This window comes from Streptomyces sp. HD, from assembly GCF_028369295.1.
Taxonomy (GTDB): domain Bacteria; phylum Actinomycetota; class Actinomycetes; order Streptomycetales; family Streptomycetaceae; genus Streptomyces.
On the sequence record NZ_JAQMYP010000068.1, the window covers coordinates 24,745 to 43,383 of the forward strand.

The 18,639-nt window shown below is 72.5% G+C and carries 19 protein-coding genes; 10 read left to right on the forward strand and 9 right to left on the reverse strand.

The genetic code is table 11. The features are described 5' to 3' along the window. The first annotated feature begins 15 nt into the window (after positions 1-15). A complete protein-coding gene (locus tag POF73_RS40780) occupies positions 16-711 on the forward strand; it encodes a response regulator transcription factor (protein WP_272124457.1) in 696 nt (231 codons plus the stop codon). Further along, a complete protein-coding gene (locus POF73_RS40785) occupies positions 704-1,828 on the forward strand; it encodes a sensor histidine kinase (RefSeq protein ID WP_272124458.1) in 1,125 nt (374 codons plus the stop codon). The genes POF73_RS40780 and POF73_RS40785 overlap by 8 nt, the downstream gene beginning before the upstream one ends. Here the strand turns inward: POF73_RS40785 and POF73_RS40790 are convergent. Continuing rightward, positions 1,773-2,471 (reverse strand): VanZ family protein, encoded by a 699-nt coding sequence (locus POF73_RS40790; protein ID WP_272124459.1) that lies wholly within the window; start codon positions 2,469-2,471, stop codon positions 1,773-1,775. The two genes, POF73_RS40785 and POF73_RS40790, sit on opposite strands and share 56 nt — an antisense overlap. Positions 2,472-2,685: 214 nt before the next feature. Here POF73_RS40790 and POF73_RS40795 point away from each other — a divergent pair, with 214 nt between their 5' ends. Next, complete coding sequence (locus POF73_RS40795) at positions 2,686-3,345, forward strand: class I SAM-dependent methyltransferase (RefSeq protein ID WP_272124460.1); 660 nt, start codon at positions 2,686-2,688, stop codon at positions 3,343-3,345. Positions 3,346-3,370: 25 nt separating this feature from the next. On the opposite strand, the gene POF73_RS40800 is transcribed toward POF73_RS40795, so the two are convergent. Then, the gene (locus POF73_RS40800) at positions 3,371-4,972 is read right to left on the reverse strand and encodes a glycerol-3-phosphate dehydrogenase/oxidase (RefSeq protein ID WP_272124461.1); all 1,602 of its coding nucleotides are present in this window, start codon (positions 4,970-4,972) and stop codon (positions 3,371-3,373) included. Then, positions 4,969-5,568: a TetR/AcrR family transcriptional regulator gene (locus POF73_RS40805; RefSeq protein WP_272124462.1), complete on the reverse strand. Its 600-nt coding sequence runs from the start codon at positions 5,566-5,568 to the stop codon at positions 4,969-4,971. Before POF73_RS40805 ends, POF73_RS40800 begins: the two co-directional genes overlap by 4 nt. Before the next feature lie 73 nt (positions 5,569-5,641). Between POF73_RS40805 and POF73_RS40810 the strand changes: the two genes are divergently transcribed. Both POF73_RS40810 and POF73_RS40815 read left to right on the forward strand, forming a co-directional pair. Beyond that, positions 5,642-7,240, forward strand: coding sequence for an FAD-binding oxidoreductase (locus POF73_RS40810; protein ID WP_272124463.1), 1,599 nt, complete (start codon positions 5,642-5,644; stop codon positions 7,238-7,240). A gap of 124 nt (positions 7,241-7,364) precedes the next feature. Then, positions 7,365-8,246, forward strand: coding sequence for a YegS/Rv2252/BmrU family lipid kinase (locus tag POF73_RS40815; protein ID WP_272124464.1), 882 nt, complete (start codon positions 7,365-7,367; stop codon positions 8,244-8,246). A 43-nt stretch (positions 8,247-8,289) separates the two neighbouring features. Here the strand turns inward: POF73_RS40815 and POF73_RS40820 are convergent, their stop codons facing one another. Next, the gene (locus tag POF73_RS40820) at positions 8,290-8,655 is read right to left on the reverse strand and encodes a helix-turn-helix transcriptional regulator (protein WP_272124465.1); all 366 of its coding nucleotides are present in this window, start codon (positions 8,653-8,655) and stop codon (positions 8,290-8,292) included. A 135-nt stretch (positions 8,656-8,790) separates the two neighbouring features. On the opposite strand from POF73_RS40820, the gene POF73_RS40825 reads away from it, so the two are divergent. From POF73_RS40825 to POF73_RS40835, 3 genes are all read left to right on the forward strand, one after another. After that, positions 8,791-9,453, forward strand: a complete 663-nt coding sequence (locus POF73_RS40825; protein ID WP_272124466.1) for an anti-sigma factor antagonist — start codon at positions 8,791-8,793, stop codon at positions 9,451-9,453. Positions 9,454-9,517: 64 nt separating this feature from the next. Continuing rightward, entirely contained in the window at positions 9,518-9,970 is a 453-nt protein-coding gene (locus POF73_RS40830; RefSeq protein WP_272124467.1) for a flavodoxin family protein, read from the forward strand. A gap of 119 nt (positions 9,971-10,089) precedes the next feature. Next, positions 10,090-12,180, forward strand: coding sequence for a DUF1996 domain-containing protein (locus POF73_RS40835; RefSeq protein WP_443049732.1), 2,091 nt, complete (start codon positions 10,090-10,092; stop codon positions 12,178-12,180). A 284-nt stretch (positions 12,181-12,464) separates the two neighbouring features. Here POF73_RS40835 and POF73_RS40840 read toward each other — a convergent pair whose 3' ends face one another. Further along, the gene (locus tag POF73_RS40840) at positions 12,465-13,226 is read right to left on the reverse strand and encodes a YqjF family protein (RefSeq protein ID WP_272124468.1); all 762 of its coding nucleotides are present in this window, start codon (positions 13,224-13,226) and stop codon (positions 12,465-12,467) included. A gap of 48 nt (positions 13,227-13,274) precedes the next feature. Then, entirely contained in the window at positions 13,275-13,925 is a 651-nt protein-coding gene (locus POF73_RS40845; RefSeq protein WP_272124469.1) for a TetR/AcrR family transcriptional regulator, read from the reverse strand. A 57-nt stretch (positions 13,926-13,982) separates the two neighbouring features. Between POF73_RS40845 and POF73_RS40850 the strand changes: the two genes are divergently transcribed. Both POF73_RS40850 and POF73_RS40855 read left to right on the forward strand, forming a co-directional pair. Further along, positions 13,983-14,669 (forward strand): class II aldolase/adducin family protein, encoded by a 687-nt coding sequence (locus tag POF73_RS40850; protein WP_272124470.1) that lies wholly within the window; start codon positions 13,983-13,985, stop codon positions 14,667-14,669. Then, on the forward strand, positions 14,666-15,595 hold the full coding sequence (locus tag POF73_RS40855; RefSeq protein WP_272124471.1) for a carbohydrate kinase family protein: 930 nt from the start codon (positions 14,666-14,668) through the stop codon (positions 15,593-15,595). The genes POF73_RS40850 and POF73_RS40855 overlap by 4 nt, the downstream gene beginning before the upstream one ends. A 33-nt stretch (positions 15,596-15,628) precedes the next feature. Here the strand turns inward: POF73_RS40855 and POF73_RS40860 are convergent, their stop codons facing one another. The 3 genes from POF73_RS40860 to POF73_RS40870 all read right to left on the reverse strand — a co-directional run. After that, positions 15,629-16,621 (reverse strand): TAXI family TRAP transporter solute-binding subunit, encoded by a 993-nt coding sequence (locus tag POF73_RS40860; RefSeq protein ID WP_272124472.1) that lies wholly within the window; start codon positions 16,619-16,621, stop codon positions 15,629-15,631. Beyond that, on the reverse strand, positions 16,618-18,036 hold the full coding sequence (locus POF73_RS40865; RefSeq protein WP_272124473.1) for a sensor histidine kinase: 1,419 nt from the start codon (positions 18,034-18,036) through the stop codon (positions 16,618-16,620). Before POF73_RS40865 ends, POF73_RS40860 begins: the two co-directional genes overlap by 4 nt. Positions 18,037-18,045: 9 nt before the next feature. Next, positions 18,046-18,639 (reverse strand): response regulator transcription factor (locus POF73_RS40870; protein ID WP_272124474.1); only part of this gene is annotated, 594 nt, incomplete at its 5' end.

The window sequence follows — 18,639 nt, forward strand, 5'->3', positions numbered from 1 at the left end:
CGTAGCATCGAGACCATGCGTGTGCTGGTCGTCGAGGACGAGCCCTATCTGGCGGAAGCCATCCGCGACGGCCTACGCCTGGAAGCGATCGCGGCCGACCTCGCAGGTGACGGCGACACCGCTCTGGAACTGCTGAGCATCAACGCCTACGACATCGCCGTCCTCGACCGCGACGTGCCCGGACCGTCGGGTGACGAGATCGCCAAACACATCGTCGCCTCCGGCAGCGGCCTGCCGATCCTGATGCTCACCGCTGCCGACCGCCTCGACGACAAGGCCTCCGGGTTCGGACTCGGCGCCGACGACTACCTGACGAAGCCGTTCGATCTGCAAGAACTCGCGCTCAGACTCAGAGCACTCGACCGCAGGCGCGCGCACAACAGGCCGCCCGTGCGGGAGATCGCAGGTCTGCGGCTGGATCCGTTCCGCCGCGAGGTCCACCGCGACGGCCGCTACGTCGCGCTCACCCGGAAACAGTTCGCCGTGCTCGAAGTCCTCGTCGCCGCCGAAGGCGGTGTCGTCAGCGCCGAAGAGCTGCTGGAGCGGGCGTGGGACGAGAATGCCGACCCGTTCACCAACGCCGTGCGCATCACCGTCTCAGCACTGCGCAAACGCCTCGGCGAACCCTGGATCATCGCCACCGTGCCGGGCGTCGGCTACCGCATCGACACACGACCGGAGGCCGGACATGAGGGAGGCGACGGTGGATAGAGCGCCCGGGCTGAGCGTTCGCTTCAAGCTCACCCTCAGCTACGCCGGATTCCTCATCGTCGCAGGCGCCCTGCTGCTCGCGGCGGTGTGGCTGTTCCTCCTGCGTTACGTCCCCAACAGGGCGATGCTGATCAACCCCGACGACAAGCCCACCAGCGGTGTTTTTCCCGTCCGGTCCGCCCTCCTGAACGTCTTCGCTCCGAGGGCAGTAGCAGTGATGGCGTTCCTGCTGGTGTTCGGCCTCGTGGGAGGGTGGATCCTCGCCGGCCGGATGCTCGCCCCGCTGACCCGGATCACCAACGCCACACGCACCGCCGGGGACGGATCACTCTCCCACCGGATCCGGCTGCCGGGCCGCAGGGACGAGTTCCGCGAACTCGCCGACGCCTTCGACGCGATGCTTGCACGGCTCGAAGAACACGTCGCCGAGCAGCGGAGATTCGCCGCCAACGCCTCGCATGAGCTGCGCACCCCGCTGGCGGTCTCGAAGGCGCTTCTCGATGTGGCCCGGGCGGATCCGACACGCGACGCCGGCGAAGTCATCGACCGCCTCCACGCCGTCAATACCCGGGCGATCGGCCTCACCGAGGCGTTGCTCCTGCTGAGCCGTGCCGACCAGCGGTCCTTCACCCGAGAACGCGTCGATCTGTCCCTCCTGGCGGAGGAAGCCACCGAAGCGCTCGTCCCCCTCGCCGAGAAGCGTGGCGTCACCCTCGAAACCTCCGGCGACATCACCCCCACCATCGGCTCGCACGCGCTCCTGCTGCAGCTGACGACGAACCTCGTGCACAACGCGATCGTCCACAACCTGCCTTCACAGGGCACCGTGTGGGTGAAGACGAGCGTCCGCGCCGAGACGGTGGCGCTCACGGTCGAAAACACCGGCGAGAACCTCACTCCACAGCTGGTCTCGACGCTCACCGAACCGTTCCAGCGCGGCACCGAGCGCATTCACACCGACCACGCGGGCGTCGGCCTCGGCCTGGCCATCGTCAAGTCCATCACCCAGGCGCACGACGGAACGCTCACCCTCACCCCGCGTCCTGCCGGCGGGATCCGCGTCACCGTGGAACTACCGGGACCGATCGAGGTCGGTCCGACGACCCTCCGGCCGTAACGCGCCACCAGGGGAGGGAGGCCAGGGCGGCCAGCCCGGCTCCGGCGGTGTTGAGCAGTACGTCGTCCACGGACGACACCCGGTCCAGCCGCAGGACGTACTGCACGGTCTCGACCAGGACCGAGCAGCCCCCCGCGAGCGCCAGGATCCGCGGTACCGACGCCAGCGCCGCGAACCGCAGCGGGGCGAGGAACCCCAGCGCCGCGAACACCAGCAGGTTGCCGATGATCTGGCTCGTCTCCATCATGAGCAGGTCCCGCAGTGGTACCAGGCTCACGACGGCGCCGTCCTCGTCGCCCGGCAGCAGGATGATCCAGACCCACGGCACTGTCCCGTAGACGATGCCGACCTCGGCCAGCGACAACCGCCACGCCGAAGTGACGCCGGTGGCACTGCGACGGCGCGCCAGGGCCCACACCGCCAGTGCGGCCAACGGCAGTGCGGCCACCGTGATGAGTGCCACGCCGTTGAACGTGCCGAACAGGACGTGCCATGTCGGCCTGCGCAGCGGCATGAACAGCATCCTCAGTACCGTGTCGACGGGCCCGAACGCTGCGATCGCCGCACCGAGGACCGCCAGTGCGGCGATCACGATCCTGCGCGTACGACGGGCCGGGGCTGACAGTGATGTGCTGTGGTCCATGCCTGCATTGAAGGCGGGAGGCGATATCGCGGGCGTATGCGTTTCCGTACTCCTCCGGTCCACGGTCGCCCGGTCCGTGGCCGTCGGCCGCCCGGGCGTTTTTGCCGAACCGGCAAGACCCTTCGCCCGAGTTCGTGGAGTCGCGCAGGCTGGCTGAACGTGGATCCGGTCCCGGACGGGTCCCGCCCCGACATCCGTGCACCCAGGAGGCGACATGACCGAGACCCCCGACGTGACCCAGCCCCCCGCCCTCAAGGCCGCCGAGTTCTGGGAGGCCCGCTACCGCGACGGCGGCCCTCTGTGGAGCGGGCGTCCCAACACGCTGCTCGTCCGCGAGGCCGGTGACCTCGGGCCGGGCACCGCGCTCGACCTGGGCTGTGGGGAGGGGGCCGACGCGGTGTGGCTCGCCTCGCGCGGCTGGCGGGTCACCGGCGTCGACATCTCGCACACGGCTCTGGAACGTGCCGCCCTGCACGCCGCCGAGGCAGGGGTGGGCGACCGTACCGTCTGGGAACGCCATGTGCTGGGAGAGACGTTCCCCGAGGGCTCCTTCGACCTGGTGAACGCGCAGTTCCTGCAGTCCCCGGTCGCACTCGACCAGCAGCGCGTCCTGCGTCAGGCCGCGGCGGCGGTGGCGACGGGCGGCACCCTGCTGATCGTCATGCACGCCGGCTGGCCTTCGTGGCAGACCGAGCCGCCCTTCGAGGCGGAGTTCCCGACACTGGAAAGCGTCCTCGACGAACTCGTCCTGTCGAAGACCGACTGGACCGTGCAGACCCGGGAAACGGTGCGCAAGGCGAGCGTCTCACCCGAGGGCGCCGAGGGCTTCCGGGACGATCACGTGTGGCGGATCCGTCGGCGCTCGGACGCCTGACGCACTCGCCGCCCGCCCCTACGGCTCACCCACCCGAGTACGGCTCACCCACCCCAGTCGATACCTCGCCCAGCACCTCGCGCACCGCGTCCAGCGCCGCCGCCCGGTCCGCGGGCACCAGCCCGATCCGGGTACGCCGGTCCAGCAGATCGGCCTCGTCCAGGGCACCTTCATGGCGTACGGCCCACAGCAGTTCGGCTCCGGTGACGGGATGCCCCGGCAGCACGGGTTCGTCGAGCCGGGGATCGTGCGCACCGAGCGCCCGCACGGCCGCTGCCTCGGTGCCGTAGCGCTGGACCAGGCGACGTGGTGCCCGCACGGAGCCGAGGGTGTCGGGCGATGCGGCGCCGACGAGGGGGAGGGATGCGGTCGGGGAGGGGCCGGCGGTGAGGCGGCGGGTGGCGACGGCCGCGTCCACGGCGTCCTCGGCCATGCGCCGGTAGGTGGTGAGCTTGCCGCCGACCACCGTGATCACCCCCTCCGACGAGGTGAGGACCGCGTGCCGACGCGAGATGTCGGAGGTCCTGGGCGCGGCGCCGGAGCGCTCGCCCGGTGTCGTGTCGAGCAGCGGTCGCAGCCCCGCGAACGCCCCTACGACGTCGTCGCGTCGGACCGGTACGTCCAGGACGGAACCGAGGACGTCGAGGAGGAAACCGATGTCCGACTCGGGCACCTCGGGGACGTCGGGGATGTCACCGTCGACGGGCTCGTCGGTGAGGCCGACGTAGACCCGGCCGTCGCCCTGGGGCAGCACGAGGACGAAGCGGTTGGTCTCCCCGGGGACCGGGACGTGCAGTCCCGCGGGCAGCGGGCCGAGGTGCTCGGAGCGCAGGACGAGATGGGTGCCGCGGGACGGGCGGATCCGGATGCCGTCCACCAGGCCGCCCGCCCAGACGCCGGAGGCGTTGATGACTACGCGGGCCCTGATCTCGCCCTCCTCGCCGGTGAGTTCGTCGCGTACGCGGGCGCCGGACGCGGTGAGCTCCAGGGCCCTGACGCGGGTCAGGACGCGGGCGCCCCGGGCCGCGGCGGTGCGGGCGATCGCCGTCACCAGACGGGCGTCGTCGGTGAGCCGGCCGTCCCAGGACAGCAGGCCGCCGCGCAGGCCCTGGGTGCGCAGGGCGGGGGCGAGGTGCCGGGTCTCGACCGTGGAGAGGCGGCGTGGGGCGGGCAGGGTGGCGCGGGCCGTGCGGGCGGCCAGGCGCAGCGTGTCACCGGCCCGGAAGCCGGCCCAGGCCAGGGCGGACTGGGCGCGGGACACCAGGGGCGTCAGGGGCAGCACGAACGGCTGGGCCCGCACCAGGTGCGGTGCCGTGCGCTCCATCAGCACCCCCCGCTCGACCGCGCTCTCGTGCGCCACGTCCAGCTGCGCCGAGGCGAGATAGCGCAGTCCGCCGTGGATCAGCTTGCTGCTGAAGCGGGAGGTGCCGAACGCCAGGTCATGGGCGTCGACGGCGGCCACCGTCAGACCCCGCGCCGCGGCATCCAGGGCGGCGCCGGCGCCGGTCGCGCCCAGCCCGACGACCAGGACGTCCACGACCGGACCGCCGACGGTCTCGGCCAGCTCGCGCGCGCGCCGGGCCGCGGACAGCGACGAACCGGGGACCGGGGGAGTGGCAGTGCTCATGGGGTGAGGGTCCTCTCCAGGATGCTGCGCAGCTCCGCCAGGAAGGCCTCGCTGCTCAGGTCGGTGTCGTCCTCGTCGGTCATCGTCCGCAGCGAGAGCGTGAAGGACTGGACGATCAACAGCAGGGCCCGCGCCTGCCGTTCGACATGGCCGTCACGGACGGACCCGTCGGCGTGCCCCTCCCGCAGCGCGTCCGCGACCAGGGCGAGCAGGGCCTCCTGGCTCGCGCCGCGGCGGTCGAGGACGTACGGCAGGAGCAGTTCCGGATCGACGTCCACGATCTTCTGGAAGAGCGGGTGGGCGCGGAAGTCCTTCGCCCCGGCCACGAGCCCCTCGACGATCAGACCGCGCGTGTCCGTCCCGGGCCGGCGCTCGGGCATGGCCCCGGTGGCCACCGCGACCCACTCCCGGGTCATCAGGTCCCCCACCAGCGAGCGCACATCGGGCCACCGCCGGTACAGCGTCATCCGGGAGACACCCGCGCGGCGGGCCACGTCGGTCAGCGTCGTACGGCGGACTCCGACGGCCAGGACACAGTCGCGCACCGCGTCGAGCACCGCGTCGCCGTCCGAGTGGTTGTGACGAATAGGCGTCATGTGTCACAGTGTAACGCCTGCGAGGCCGTGCGGGACACGGCATCGCTCGAATCGACCGGTGAGGACGACCGCCATGGACATGTTGTGGAGCGGCTGGGGCGACCCGGCCAAGGCGGCGCCGCTGCCCGAGACGGCGACCGGGCTGCTGCGCGACTGGCTCGGCGTCAAGCCGCGCACCGCCGGGCCGATCGCCCTGGAGGACATCGCCGTACCCGAGCCGGGACTCGAACCCGCCGCACGCCGGGCACTGGCCGACGCGGTCGGCGGCGAGGAGCACGTCCGCCACGACGCGGAGACCCGCATCCGGCACACCCGCGGCAAGTCCACTCCCGACCTGCTGCGCATCCGCGTCGGCGAGGTCGACGACATCCCCGCGGCCGTCGCGCTCCCCGCCACCCACGACGACGTGCTCGCCGTCCTGCGTGCCTGCGCCGAACACGGCCTGCCCGTCGTCCCGTTCGGCGGCGGCACCTCCGTCGTCGGCGGCCTCGCCCCCACCCGGCGCGGCCCCTTCGTGGCCCTGGACCTGCGCCGCATGGACCAGCTCCTCGCCCTCGACCCGGTCTCCCGCACCGCCACCCTGCAACCGGGACTGCGCGCCCCGCAGGCCGAGGCGCTGCTGGCCGAACAGGGCTTCACGCTCGGCCACTTCCCCCAGTCCTACGAGTGGGCCACCATCGGCGGTTTCGCCGCCACCCGCTCCAGCGGCCAGGCGTCGGCCGGCTACGGCCGCTTCGACGAGATGGTGCTGGGCCTGACCCTCGCCACCCCCGACGGCACCCTCGACACGGGCCGCGCACCGCGCTCGGCGGCCGGCCCCGACCTGCGCCAGCTCCTGCTCGGCTCGGAGGGCGCGTTCGGCGTCATCACGTCCGTCACCGTGCGGATCCGGCCCGTCCCCGAGACCCGTGTGTACGAGGGCTGGCGCTTCGCCTCCTTCGAGGAGGGCGCCGCCGCGCTGCGCCGCCTCGCCCAGGACGGCCCGCGACCGACGGTGCTGCGGCTGTCCGACGAGACCGAGACCCTGATCGGCCTCGCCCAGCCCGACGCGATCGGCGCCGCCGTCGCCGGACAGCAGCCCGCCGGCTGCATGGCGATCGCCGGCTACGAAGGCACCGACGAGGACACCACGTACCGCAGGGAGCGTGCCCGGGACGTCCTGCGGGAGTGCGGCGGCACCCCGCTGGGCGAGGAACCCGGACAGCGCTGGGCCCACGGCCGCTACTCGGCGCCCTACCTGCGGGACTCCCTGCTGGACGCCGGGGCGTTCGCCGAGACCCTGGAGACGGCGACCTTCTGGTCACGCGTCCCCGAGCTGTACGCGTCCGTCCGCGACGCCCTCACCACCACGCTCACCGAGTCCGGCACCCCGCCCCTGGTCATGTGTCACATCTCCCACGTCTACGAGAACGGTGCCTCGCTGTACTTCACCGTCGTCTCCGCGCAGGGCGACGACGCGGTCGCACACTGGGAGAGGGCCAAGCACGCCGCCAACGAGGCGATCCTGGCCGCGGGCGGCACGATCACCCACCACCACGGCGTGGGCACCGACCACCGGGACTGGTACGTCCGTGAGGCGGGCCCCCTCGGCATCGAGGCGCTGCGGGCGGTCAAGCGCCGGCTGGACCCGGCGGGCCTGCTCAACCCCGGCGTCCTCCTGCCGCTCGACTGACCCGGGCACCAGGACCGCCACCCCCCACACCTGCCCCGAATACGCCACCCCCCACACCCACCCCCCACACCCACCACCCGCCCGCCTCCGGCAGCTCCCTCCCGTCGGCCCGAAAGGCACCCCGATGAGACAGTTCACCGCCATCGTCAACCCCACGGCGGGCGGATCCGCCTCAGCCGCCGCGCTGCTGGACGTGGCCCGGCCGCTGCGGGAGGCCGGGGCCGACCTGGAGACCCAGTACAGCCGCAGCCTCGCCCATGCCCAGGAACTGGCGCGGGACGCCGCAGAGCGGGGCCGGGTGGTGCTCGCCGTCGGCGGCGACGGAATGGCCGGCGGCATCGGCGGAGCCCTCAGCGGCACCGACGCCCTGCTCGGCCTCGTCCCGGCCGGGCGCGGCAACGACTTCGCCCGGGCGCTCGGCCTGCCGACCGAGCCGTCGGCGCTCGCCCGGGTGCTGCTCCACAACGAACCCCGCAGGGTCGACACCATCGAGGTGGAGTCGGCCGTCCACGACCGGGCGGTGGTCCTCGGCAGCGTGTACGCGGGTGTGGACGCACTCGCCAACCGGCACGCCAACAACGCCACCCTGCTGCGCGGCGCCGCGTCCTACTACGCGGGCGGCCTGCGTGCCGTCACCGGCTGGCGCCCCGCCCGCTACCGGGTCACCGTCGACGGCCAGGAACACCTGCACACCGGCTACACGGTCGTCGCCGCCAACTCCGGCTACTACGGCTCCGGCCGTCTCATCGCCCCCGACGCCCGCGTGGACGACGGCCTGCTCGAAGTGGTGATGATCCGCGAGGCGCCGCGGCTGCTGTTCTTCACCCTGATGAACGAGCTCAAGACCGGCGCCCATGTCCACCGCCCCCAGGTGACGATCCTGCGCGGCAAGGAGATCCGCATCGCGGCCGACCGAGAGGTGCCCTACGGCGCCGACGGCGAGGTCGAGGCCACCCTCCCCGTCACGGTCAGGGTCCTGCCGGGAGCGCTGCGCGTGCTGTGCTGAGCCGCTGCCACGGGGGCTTGCGCGCCCTGGCCGGGGCGACGGATCACCCGCCGTCCAGCGGCCTGCGCGGGCGCGCCGCTCTCAGCTGCTCGGACGCCGTGCCGCGATCGACCTCGTCCTGGAGGAGCAGCGAGAGCAGCGCGGCCACCGGCAGCCCCGCTTCGGCGGGGTGCCGCAGCAGCTTGCCGGGCTCGATCCGGTAGGTGTTGGTGCGTCCCTTGCGCATGTGGGACAGATAGCCGTCCTGCTCCAGATCGGAAATGATCTTCTGGACGGCCCGTTCGGTGAGGCGGCAGTGCGCCGCGATATGCCGGATGCGGACGTTCGAGTTGTCGGCGATGACCGCCAGCACACGGGCATGGTTCGTCAGGAAGGTCCATCCGGTGTGCGGCTCAGGGGCTGCGTCCATGGTTCAACACTACGACTAGGCATTCACGTATACAAAAACACGTACTGCATTTCATGTATCTGTTGACGTGTTCGGTGGTTCGGGTTCAGTCTGGTACGGACGGATAGGAGACGAACACCCGAGGGGGAGGCGGTCATGCCTGAACTCGCGTCCCGCACACCGGTGGCGAGCCTGCTCGTGACACGCCTGCGCCCCGACGGCGACCGGGTCGTGGTCACGGTCCGCGGAGAACTCGACCTCGACACCAGCGAGCAGTTCCGAGAGGTCCTGCGGGAGGCCCTGAACCGTTCGGTCCACGGCATCCGTCTGGATCTTGAGGCCGTCTCCTTCTGCGACTGCTCCGCCCTCAACATCCTGCTCACCGTGCGCGACCTGGCCCTGGCGCAGGCCAAGAGCGTCTCCCTGCACTCCACCAGCACCGCGGTCGAGCGTCTTCTCAACCTGACCGGCGCGCGGACACTGTTCGCCAATGAATCCGAAGGCACCGACTCCGAAGGCACCGGCTCCGAAGCCACCGGTTCCGAAGTCACCGACGGCGATCTGCGGATCGAACTCGCCCAGCTGCGCCGGGCCATGCAGACCCGGCCGACCATCGATCTGGCCCGGGGCATCCTGATGGCGTCCTTCGGCCTGAGTACCGAGGAAGCGTGGAAGGTCCTCGTCGCGGCCTCCCAGAACACCAACACCAAACTGCACTCGCTGGCCGGCGAGGTGGTCACCGCCATCAAGGGCGACCCGCTGCCCGAATCGGTGCAGGAGCAACTCTCGTCCGCGGTCTCCAGGGTCACCTCCTCCTGAGCGCCCGTCAGCCGCCAAAGCGCCCCGGTTGCGCCGATCGGCAGCGCGACGGCAGGGTTCGGGTGTGCCTACCTTGCTGATCGTCCATCACACCCCCTCGCCCAACTGCCAGGCCATGCTCGAAGCCGTCGTCTCCGGGGCCACGGACCCGGACATCGAGAACGTCGAGGTCGTACGGCGCCCGGCGCTGTCGGCCACCGCGACCGACGTACTGGAGGCCGACGGCTACCTCCTGGGCACCCCGGCGAACCTGGGCTACATCTCGGGGGCCCTCAAGCACTTCTTCGACCAGGTCTACTACCCGTGCCTGGACGCCACACGGGGGCGGCCCTTCGGCTACTACGTGCACGGCGGCAGCGATGTCACCGGGGCCGTGCGGGCGATCGACTCCATCACCACCGGCCTCGCCTGGCGACCCTCCGCGCAGCCGGTCACCGTGACGGGCGAACCCGGCAGGAACGACATCGAGGCGTGCTGGGAACTGGGCGCGACACTCGCCGCCGGCCTCATGAACTGACCGTTGCGATAAGAAATTTCTGTGAATTCGTGAGGCGTTTGAACACGATGCGGCCCGCCTCCGTATAGGACCGGGGGATTTTCATGCCCTGACCGACCACGAGGCGTAGGAGTACTTCCTTGGGACGCAGCACGCGAAGACGCCCCACGGGCGCACGGCGAGCGACCTTTGCAGCGGTCGCGCTGATGTTGGGGGGCGGCGGCCTGGTCGCGGCCAACGTCTACGCCTCCGCCACCGAGGACGGGGGGACGGACCAGGCCCGGACCCTGTCCTCCCCGGCCGGCACCATCGACTGCCCGGACGTGGGCACAAAGCTCACGGCCGTACCGGAGGGGGCGAAGGAGGACGTCGCCAAGGAACTCGCCCTCCTGGACCAGCAGATCGCCGACGCCTACCAGCGACTGCAGGAGTCGGCACAGGCCATCCAGCAGGACGCGGGCTTCGCCGACAACGCGATCATGAATCCGCTGAAGGAGAAGCGCGGCGCGACGATCGAACGCATCGCCATCGCCGTCGACCGAGAGGGGGACCGGCCGCAGGGCCTGGAGTCCCTCGCCTCCTGCACGCTGCGCGCCCCCGACGGCGGCCAGGGCAACGGCGGCCAGGCCGACGGCGGCGACCAGGCGGGTGCCGAGCAGGGCGCCCAGCAGCCGGGCGACGGCGGACAGCAGCCCGGCAACGGCGGTCAGGCGGGCAACGGTGGCCAGGCCGGAAACGGCCCCGTCGCCGCGGACTACGTGGACATCAAGGCCGTACAGCCGAACGTGCCGAGCCCGGCCCTGCAGTCGGATGCCTCCCGCGGCACCTTCGCCACCAGCTGCGGAGTGAACGAGAACGGCCTGTTCAACTCCGACAACGTGATCGTGGCCCCCGGCGTCTCCAACGGCGCCCACCACTTCCACGACTACATCGGCAACCAGTCCAACACCGCCTTCGCGAGCGACGAGGACCTGGCGAACGCCGAGACGAGCTGTGTCGACCAGGGCGACAAGTCCACGTACTACTGGCCCGTGATCCGTCTGCAGAACGGAGCGCAGGAACAGGACGCCAACTCGCCCGGCGGCGGCATCGAGGGCAACGCCGGCGAGATCGTCACTCCCAAGGAAGTGACGCTGAACTTCGTGGGCAACCCGCGCAGCAAGGTCACCGCGATGCCGCGTCTGCTGCGCATCATCACCGGTGACGCCAAGGCGTTCGTCAACGGCACCGCCAACGCCAACGCCTCCTGGAGCTGCACCGGCCTTGAGGACCGGCAGCTGAAGGACAAGTACCCGCTGTGCCCGCAGGGCAGCGACGTGGTGCGGACCTTCAAGTTCCAGAGCTGCTGGGACGGCCAGAACATCGACAGTGCCAACCACCGCACCCACGTGGCGTTCGCCGCGGCCGACGGCAGCTGCGCGAACGGCTTCAAGGCCATCCCGCAGCTGGTGCAGCGGATCGTCTACGACGTCGACACGCCCAGCCTGCAGGACGGCGGCAAGACGACCCCGCTGTTCGCGGTGGACTCCTTCCCCGAGCAGCTGCACAAGCCGGTCACCGACCACGGCGACTTCATCAACGTCTTCAGCGAGGACCTGATGGGCGAGATGGTCGACTGCATCAACGCGGGCCGCAAGTGCGGCGCCGGCGCGGACGAGGGCGGCGACCCGGGCCAGGAGGAGCCGACCGAGCAGCCGACCGAGGCCCCCACCACTCCGCCGGCCGGTGACGACAAGCCGGAGCAGCCCGGCAATGGAGGCGACGAGCAGACGAAGCCGCCGGTGACCGACGAACCGGCCACCGAGGCCCCCGAGACCGAGGCCCCCGAGACCGAGGCCCCCGAGACGGAGGCCCCGGCGAACGAGGACCCCGCCACCGAGGCCCCCTCGAACGGCGACGCGGGTGACGACCCCGGTGCCGACGACCCGGCGAACGACGACAAGCCGACCGTGTCCAGCACGGTCGCGCCCAAGTCGTACGGCACTCCGTCGGCCGCCGCGGGCGACGACCAGGCGCAGGGTGGCTCGGGCGACGACGAGAACGCGGGAGGCGCCGCAGCGCAGACGCAGCCCCCCGGCGACGACACCGAGGACAGCCTGGGGACGAAGCCGCAGGCGGTCGGGGGCAACCTCGCCGAGACGGGCACCACGCTGTGGCCGGCCGCGGCCGGTGCCGTCCTCCTCATGGGCGGTCTCCTGGTGCTGGTCCGCGCCAGGCGCAGCGCCCGGTAGAGGTGACGACGCGAGGAAACGGCGCGTGAGGCGCTGACGCTCCGCAAGGGCCCGGACCGGTCGACCCGGTCCGGGCCCTTGCGCGTTCTCCGCCACGGCACGACGTCGGCAGCCACGCCCCCGACGTCCGCGAGGGTCGCCGCCGCCCGGCCGGGATTCCGGCACCCCGTCGGACCTCAGGGTCGCGATCCGGATGCCGTCCGGCCCGGCTCGGCCGCCAACTGGCAGCGCCAGCCTCATCCGCTACGTCGGCGCCGGGCCCCGGACTTCGACGGCCGGGCGGATCACGGAGTGGGAATGCCCGCCGGGCGCGCGGGCCGGCCCAGACGGACCGGCACGCCGGGGGAGTACAGGACGCTCACCGGGGCGGCGTCCGGAGCGGGCAGCCCGGCCGCGGCGACCAGGTTCTCCTCGCAGGCGATCAGCTCGGCGCGGTACAGGGGCCAACGCGGGTGGTCGTTGGGCAGGTACGCCAGCGGCTCGGGCCCGCCGAAGAAGGCGTTGTGCATGCCCCAGCGTGCAGTGAGGAAGTGCTCCAATTCGGTCGGCTCGTCGATGCGTTCGCCGGTGCGCACGCTGATCCGGCTGGACGCGCCGCGCGGGCCGGGCCAGCGCCGGGAACTCGTGTAGGTGACGGTGTCGCCGTCCGCGTGCACGGTCATCCGCGACCACAGGTACGGCAGCCGGAAGCCGACGCGCCCCATCACGACCGGGATCAGCCGCGACGCGTCCATCGACCGGAACACCACGCCGCGCCGCCCCTGCGCGTCCACGGAGTACAGGCGCACATTGGTCTCGGGAAAGGTCCCGAGATACGGCATCCCGGGCAGCCGCAGCCAGCCGACCCGATGCATCCGGAAGGCGACGAGCCCGATGTACGTGACCCCGTCGTGCGTGTCCGGAACGGTCCCCCTCGGCAACAGCCCCGCCACCGCGTCCGGTTCGACGGCCCAGTGGACGAAGGCGAGGTCGAGCCACTGCTGGGTGAGGAGCGGGGCACGTATCAGGGCGGGCGCGTCCGGGGTGACCGGCGTGGTATTCGGCACGACCCCCAGGATGGCAGAGCCCGGATCCGCCCCGCTGCGGGCCCCGAGTCATCGGTAGCGCGCGGCGACACCGGTGAGATAACCGCGCAGCATCAGCCCGGCTTCGTCGAGGAGTCCCGGATCGCCCTCGGGGTCGCGGCGGAACGCCTCCTGGGCGAGGGCGTCGGCCGCGAGGACCGCGGCGTGGCAGGCACGGGCGAGTGCCTCGTCGTCGTGGGCGAGGCCCAGGACCAGCAGAATACGCCGGACTCCATCCGCCATACGGCGCTTGTGCTCGCGGTCCGCCGCGCGGGTCTGCTCGGTCAGGCTGCTGCCGAACCACAGCGCCCGGAACCCGTGTCCGGTGCGGTAGATCGCGGCGTACGCGTCGATGAGGACGCCGACCGGGTCGTCCCACCGCTCCGCCTCGGCCGCGGCGACGAGATCGTCCATCGCGGCTTCGAGACGGGCGAGATAGCCGGCCGCGAGGGCGTCGATGATGGCGTCGCGGTCGGGCAGGTACTGGTACAGCGAACCGACCGAGACGCCGGCCTCCGCCGCGACCCGGGTCGTGGTCAGCGCCTGCACCCCCTCGCCGACCAGGACACGCTCGGCGGCTTCAAGCACCCGGGCCAACCGCGCTCTGCTGCGCGCCTGCTGAGGAGTACGGCGCAGCGGAACGGGCCAGCTTCCGCCGTCTGCCGCGGCCGGATCACCCATGCTCGGCCTCCAAAGCTGAACGTGACTTTGTTTCAGGTTTACGTTACCGTCGCGCACATGACAGGCTCAAGCTCGGTGCTGGGTCAGGAACGCGCCGCCGTGGCCGAGGCGTGCCGCCGGCTGGGGGCGGAGCGGCTGCTCATCGGCACCGCCGGCAACGTCAGCGCACGGGCGGACGACCGGGTCGCGATCACGGCGACCGGCGCCGTACTCGCCGAACTCACGGCCGACGAGGTGACCGTGGTCGACCTCGACGGAAACATCGTGGCCGGGACACTGGAGCCCACCTCCGAACTCGACCTGCACCTCGGCGTCTACCGCCGCTACGGCGCGGGCGCGGTCGTCCACACCCACGCCCCGCTGGCCACCGCACTGTCCTGCGTGCTCGACGAACTGCCCTGCATCCACTACCAGTTGCTCACACTGGGCGGCTCGGTGCGGGTGGCACCGTACGCCACGTTCGGCACACCGGAGCTCGCCGAGTCGGTCCTCACGGCGCTTGAGGGCCGCAGCGCCGCGCTGATGGCCAGCCACGGCGCCCTCACCCACGCCCCGACACTGGACAAGGCCGTCGAGCACGCGCTGCTGCTGGAGTGGGCGTGCGGCGTCTACCAGCACGCGGCCGCCCTCGGCACGCCCCGCGTCCTCGACGAGCGGCAGCAACTCGCGGTGATCGAGGCCGCGATCGCCCGGAACTACGGCACCACCCACCCCGTACCACCCGTGCAGGAGGGAAATCGATGAAGGTCGTCACGATGGGCGTGCACATCCTGGACGTGCTGGTGCGGCCGGTGGAGGCGATACCCGAGGGCCAGGGCGCGACGCTGGTGGAGGACATCAGGATGACCGCCGCCGGTACGGCCGGCGGGACCGCGCTCACCCTCGCCAAGCTCGGCGCGCTCGTCCGCAGCGCCGGGGCGATCGGCTCCGACCCCACCGGCGACATGCTGGTCCAGCTCCTCGACACGGCCGGCATCGACACCCGCTTCCTGGTCCGCCGCACGGACACCCCCACCTCCGCCAGCGTTCTGCCCATCCGCCCGGACGGCGACCGCCCCTCACTCCACCTCCTCGGCGCCAACATCACCTACGGCCCCGACGACGTGCCCTGGGACGCGCTCGCCGAAGCCGACCACCTCCACCTCGGCGGCCCCGAGCTGATCGGCGTCGACACCGCCGCGCGCATCCTCGCGTACGCAAAGGAGCACGGCGTGGTCACCTCGGTGGACCTGCTCGCCCCCGGCGCGCTGGGCAGTTTCGAGCAGATCGAGGCAGCGCTGCCGTACGTCGACCACATGCTGCCGAACGAGGATCAGGTCCTCGGCTTCACCGGCGAGGCGGACCTGGTCGCGGGCGCGCACAAGCTCCTCGCCGCCGGAGCCGGACTGGTCGCGGTCACCCGGGGCGGCGACGGCGCGCTCCTGGTGACCCCCGACGGCACCGAGAAGGTGCCCGCCTTCGCTGTCGACGTGGTCGACACCACCGGCTGCGGCGACGCGTTCTCGGCCGGGTTCGTGCGCGGCATCGGCCTGGGCCGCACCCCGTACGACTCGGCCGTCCTCGGCTGCGCGGCAGAGGCCCTGGTGGCCCAGGGCCTCGGCAGCGATCACGGAGCCTTCGACCTCGCGGCCGCCGACGCGTTCGCCGCCGCACACGAGCCCCGCTCGTAGGAAGCGTCCCTTCGTGGCAGAGCCTGCCGACGGCTAACCGTGCAGCTCGCGGTACGCGAGGACCGCCCCGGGATGCAGCGGCACGGCGCCCGTGGAGATCAGGCTGCGGACGTCGAGGAACTGGGTGCCGAGGGCCGTGGCGGGGACGAGGTGGGTGGCCCGGCGTACCAGGACGTCGGTGAGGGCGGCGGCGACGGATGCGGGCAGGTCGGGGCGGCACAGGAGGAGGTTGGCCACACCGATGGTGGTCACCTCGGGAGTGCCGCGGTACGCCCCGGCCGGGACCGTCACCGCTTCGAGACCCGGCCCGGGGCTGCTCGTACCGGAACGCAGGCGGGGGAGCAGGTCGGCCAGGGGCAGCAGGCGGATGCCGCTTCGGGCGTCGAGGCCGGAGAGCGTCGGCAGCGGTAGGCCGCCCGACACGAGCAGGGCGTCGATCGCACCGTCCCGCATCGCCCGCGCGGCCTGCGGCAGCAGCAGGTGGCGTACGCGGACATCGGCGCCCGGGGTGAGGCCCGCCGCGCGCAGGAGTCGGTCGCCGAGTACGGCACCGCCGGATGCCGGGGCGCCCAGCGAGACGGTGCGCCCCGCCAGTTCGGCGACCGTGCGGATCGGCGCCTCGGCACGCACGGCCAGCTGAAGGTAGTTCTCGTAGACCCGGCCGATCGCACACAGCGGGACCCGGCGGCCGAACGGTGCCGAGCCCCCGTGGGCGGCCCACGCGATGTCGGCCAACGCCAGCGCGACCTCGGCCCGGCCCGACTGGAGGAGCCGGATGTTGGCCACACTGGCCTCGCTGTTGATCACCTCGCAGGACAGCCGGGGATAGACGGCCCTCACCTGGTCGGCGAGCAGCTGACCGAATGCCGCGTAGAAGTTGCCGGACTCGCCGGTCGCGATCCGCAGCCTGCCCTGCGGGCCACGGTCCGCGTGCCGGGCGTCGGCCGCCGCGGCGGCTGCCACCAGCCCGGTGCACGCCGTACCGAGTGCGGCGCGCAAGGCGGTGCGGCGGGTGGGACCGGTCATGCCGAACGCCCCTTCGGACCGGGTGCTCCGTGATCGGCGCGGGGGAGTACGACCCGGACGCGCAGGCCGTGCGGGTCGGCCGTGGCGAACTCGACGCGTCCGCCGTGGCCGGCCACCAACTGCTCGGCGATCGCCAGGCCGAGTCCGCTGCCGCGTACGTCGCGATGGCGTTCCGAGCGCCAGAAGCGGATGCCCGCCTGGCCGAGTTCGCCGGTGGCGAGTCCCGGGCCGTCGTCCCGTACCTCGAACACCGCGTCCGCGCCGTCGGCGAAGCAGCGGGTCTCGACCCGGGCGCCGTGCCCGGCGTACTTGATCGCGTTGTCGAGCAGGATGTCGGCCACCTGGGCCAGGTCGCCTTCCGTGCAGGTCGTCAGCACGGCCGGGGCGGCGGTGACGTCGAGCCGGACTCCGGCCTGTTCGGCCACCGGCTGCCACAACTGTGCCTGCGCGGCGGCGACCGTCGTCGCGTCGCACCACGCCTCCGGCGCGTTGGTCACGGCCAGTTCGCCCGCGCGGTGCTCGGCGTTGGCGAGGGCCAGCAGGTCGTCCAGGAGGTGCTCCATGCGTTCCAGCTCGGCGGTCACGCCCGTGTACGTACGGGTGGCGGAGTCGGGCAGCCGCAGCTGGAGCGAATCGATGCGCAGCCGCAGCGCGGCGAGCGGGTTGCGCAGCTGGTGCGAGGTGTCCGCGACCAGCCGGCGCTGCTGCTCCAGCGCGGTGGTCACCGCGTCGGCCATGCGGTTGAAACCCGTGGCCAGCTGGCGCAGCTCGGGCGGACCACCGGCCCGGGCGTGCTCGGCCGGCAGTCCGGCGGCCAGCGCACCGACCGCCCGGTCCAGGTGATGCAGGGGACGTACGACCCACCGCGTGGCGGCACGGGCGAGCAGCACGCACGCCACCGCGATCAGCCCGGCACCGGCCAGGACCAGCGCCCAGCGCAGCGCGATGTCGTCGGCGGCGTCCCGCACCGCCGCCCGCAGCACGACCGCACCGGACACCCGGGTGCCGGTGCCCACCGGGCGGGCCAGCAGTTTGGTGCCGCGGGACCAGGGGCGCAGGGTGCCGCCGGGCGACACGGGCTGATTGCGCAGCGCCGCGTCCACAAGGCGGGTGACGGCCGGGTCGGCGGCGCGGATGCCGCCGGTCTGCACCACCGGGGCGCGGCGTGCGTCGACGACCACGACCGCCTCGTCGTACAGCTCGGTGTACCGGGTGACCTCGGCGGTGAGCGCGCCGGTGTCGCCGCTCTCGGCGGCCTGGTCGGCCAGCGCCGCGAAACGGTCGAGATCCGCGGTGCGGGCGGCCACGAGCTGCTCGGTGCGCTGTGTGGCGGTGACACCCAGCAGGGGTACGGCGAAGCCCGCCACCGCGAGCACCGCGAAGGCCAGGACGACGGTCAGGACCCGGGTACGCATGGGCCCGGCTCAGTCGCCGAACCGGTAGCCGAAGCCACGGATCGTGATCAGGACGTCGGGGCGGCCGAGCTTGGCCCGCAGCTGCGTGAGATGGACGTCGAGGGAGCGGGACACCGCCAGATAGGCGTCGCCCCACACCTCGTCCATCAGCTGCTGGCGGCTGACGGCCGTGCCCGCCCGGGCCGCCAGCGCGGCCAGGACCGCGAACTCCTTGGTGGTCAGCCGCACTTCGGCCCCGCCGACCGTCACCCGGCGCGCGTCGAGATCGACCTCCACGTCACCGGCGCGGACCGTCCGCGGCGCCGGAGCGGCCGGTGTCGTGGAGCGGCGGGTCACGGCCTCGATACGGGCCAGCAACTCGGCCAGCCGGACCGGCTTGACCAGATAGTCGTCGGCGCCGAGGCGCAAGCCCCGCACCACCGACCGTTCGTCGCCCCGCGCGGTGAGCACCACCACCGGCATTCCGCTCACCGCCCGCAGCTTGCGCAGCACCTCCAGGCCGTCGAGGTCGGGCAGCCCGAGATCGAGCAGCAGCAGATCGGCCTGGCGGTGGGGGGGGGGGGGGGGGGGGGGGGGGGGGGGGCGGGGGGGGGGGGGGCGGGG

Bases quoted from the DNA above. Each gene is read 5' to 3' on its own strand.
- POF73_RS40780 (WP_272124457.1), top strand. From the start codon at position 16: ATGCGTGTGCTGGTCGTCGAGGACGAGCCCTATCTGGCGGAAGCCATC.
- POF73_RS40790 (WP_272124459.1), bottom strand. From the start codon at position 2,471: ATGGACCACAGCACATCACTGTCAGCCCCGGCCCGTCGTACGCGCAGG.
- POF73_RS40795 (WP_272124460.1), top strand. From the start codon at position 2,686: ATGACCGAGACCCCCGACGTGACCCAGCCCCCCGCCCTCAAGGCCGCC.
- POF73_RS40800 (WP_272124461.1), bottom strand. From the start codon at position 4,972: ATGAGCACTGCCACTCCCCCGGTCCCCGGTTCGTCGCTGTCCGCGGCC.
- POF73_RS40805 (WP_272124462.1), bottom strand. From the start codon at position 5,568: ATGACGCCTATTCGTCACAACCACTCGGACGGCGACGCGGTGCTCGAC.
- POF73_RS40810 (WP_272124463.1), top strand. From the start codon at position 5,642: ATGGACATGTTGTGGAGCGGCTGGGGCGACCCGGCCAAGGCGGCGCCG.
- POF73_RS40815 (WP_272124464.1), top strand. From the start codon at position 7,365: ATGAGACAGTTCACCGCCATCGTCAACCCCACGGCGGGCGGATCCGCC.
- POF73_RS40820 (WP_272124465.1), bottom strand. From the start codon at position 8,655: ATGGACGCAGCCCCTGAGCCGCACACCGGATGGACCTTCCTGACGAAC.
- POF73_RS40825 (WP_272124466.1), top strand. From the start codon at position 8,791: ATGCCTGAACTCGCGTCCCGCACACCGGTGGCGAGCCTGCTCGTGACA.
- POF73_RS40845 (WP_272124469.1), bottom strand. From the start codon at position 13,925: ATGGGTGATCCGGCCGCGGCAGACGGCGGAAGCTGGCCCGTTCCGCTG.
- POF73_RS40850 (WP_272124470.1), top strand. From the start codon at position 13,983: ATGACAGGCTCAAGCTCGGTGCTGGGTCAGGAACGCGCCGCCGTGGCC.
- POF73_RS40855 (WP_272124471.1), top strand. From the start codon at position 14,666: ATGAAGGTCGTCACGATGGGCGTGCACATCCTGGACGTGCTGGTGCGG.
- POF73_RS40860 (WP_272124472.1), bottom strand. From the start codon at position 16,621: ATGACCGGTCCCACCCGCCGCACCGCCTTGCGCGCCGCACTCGGTACG.
- POF73_RS40865 (WP_272124473.1), bottom strand. From the start codon at position 18,036: ATGCGTACCCGGGTCCTGACCGTCGTCCTGGCCTTCGCGGTGCTCGCG.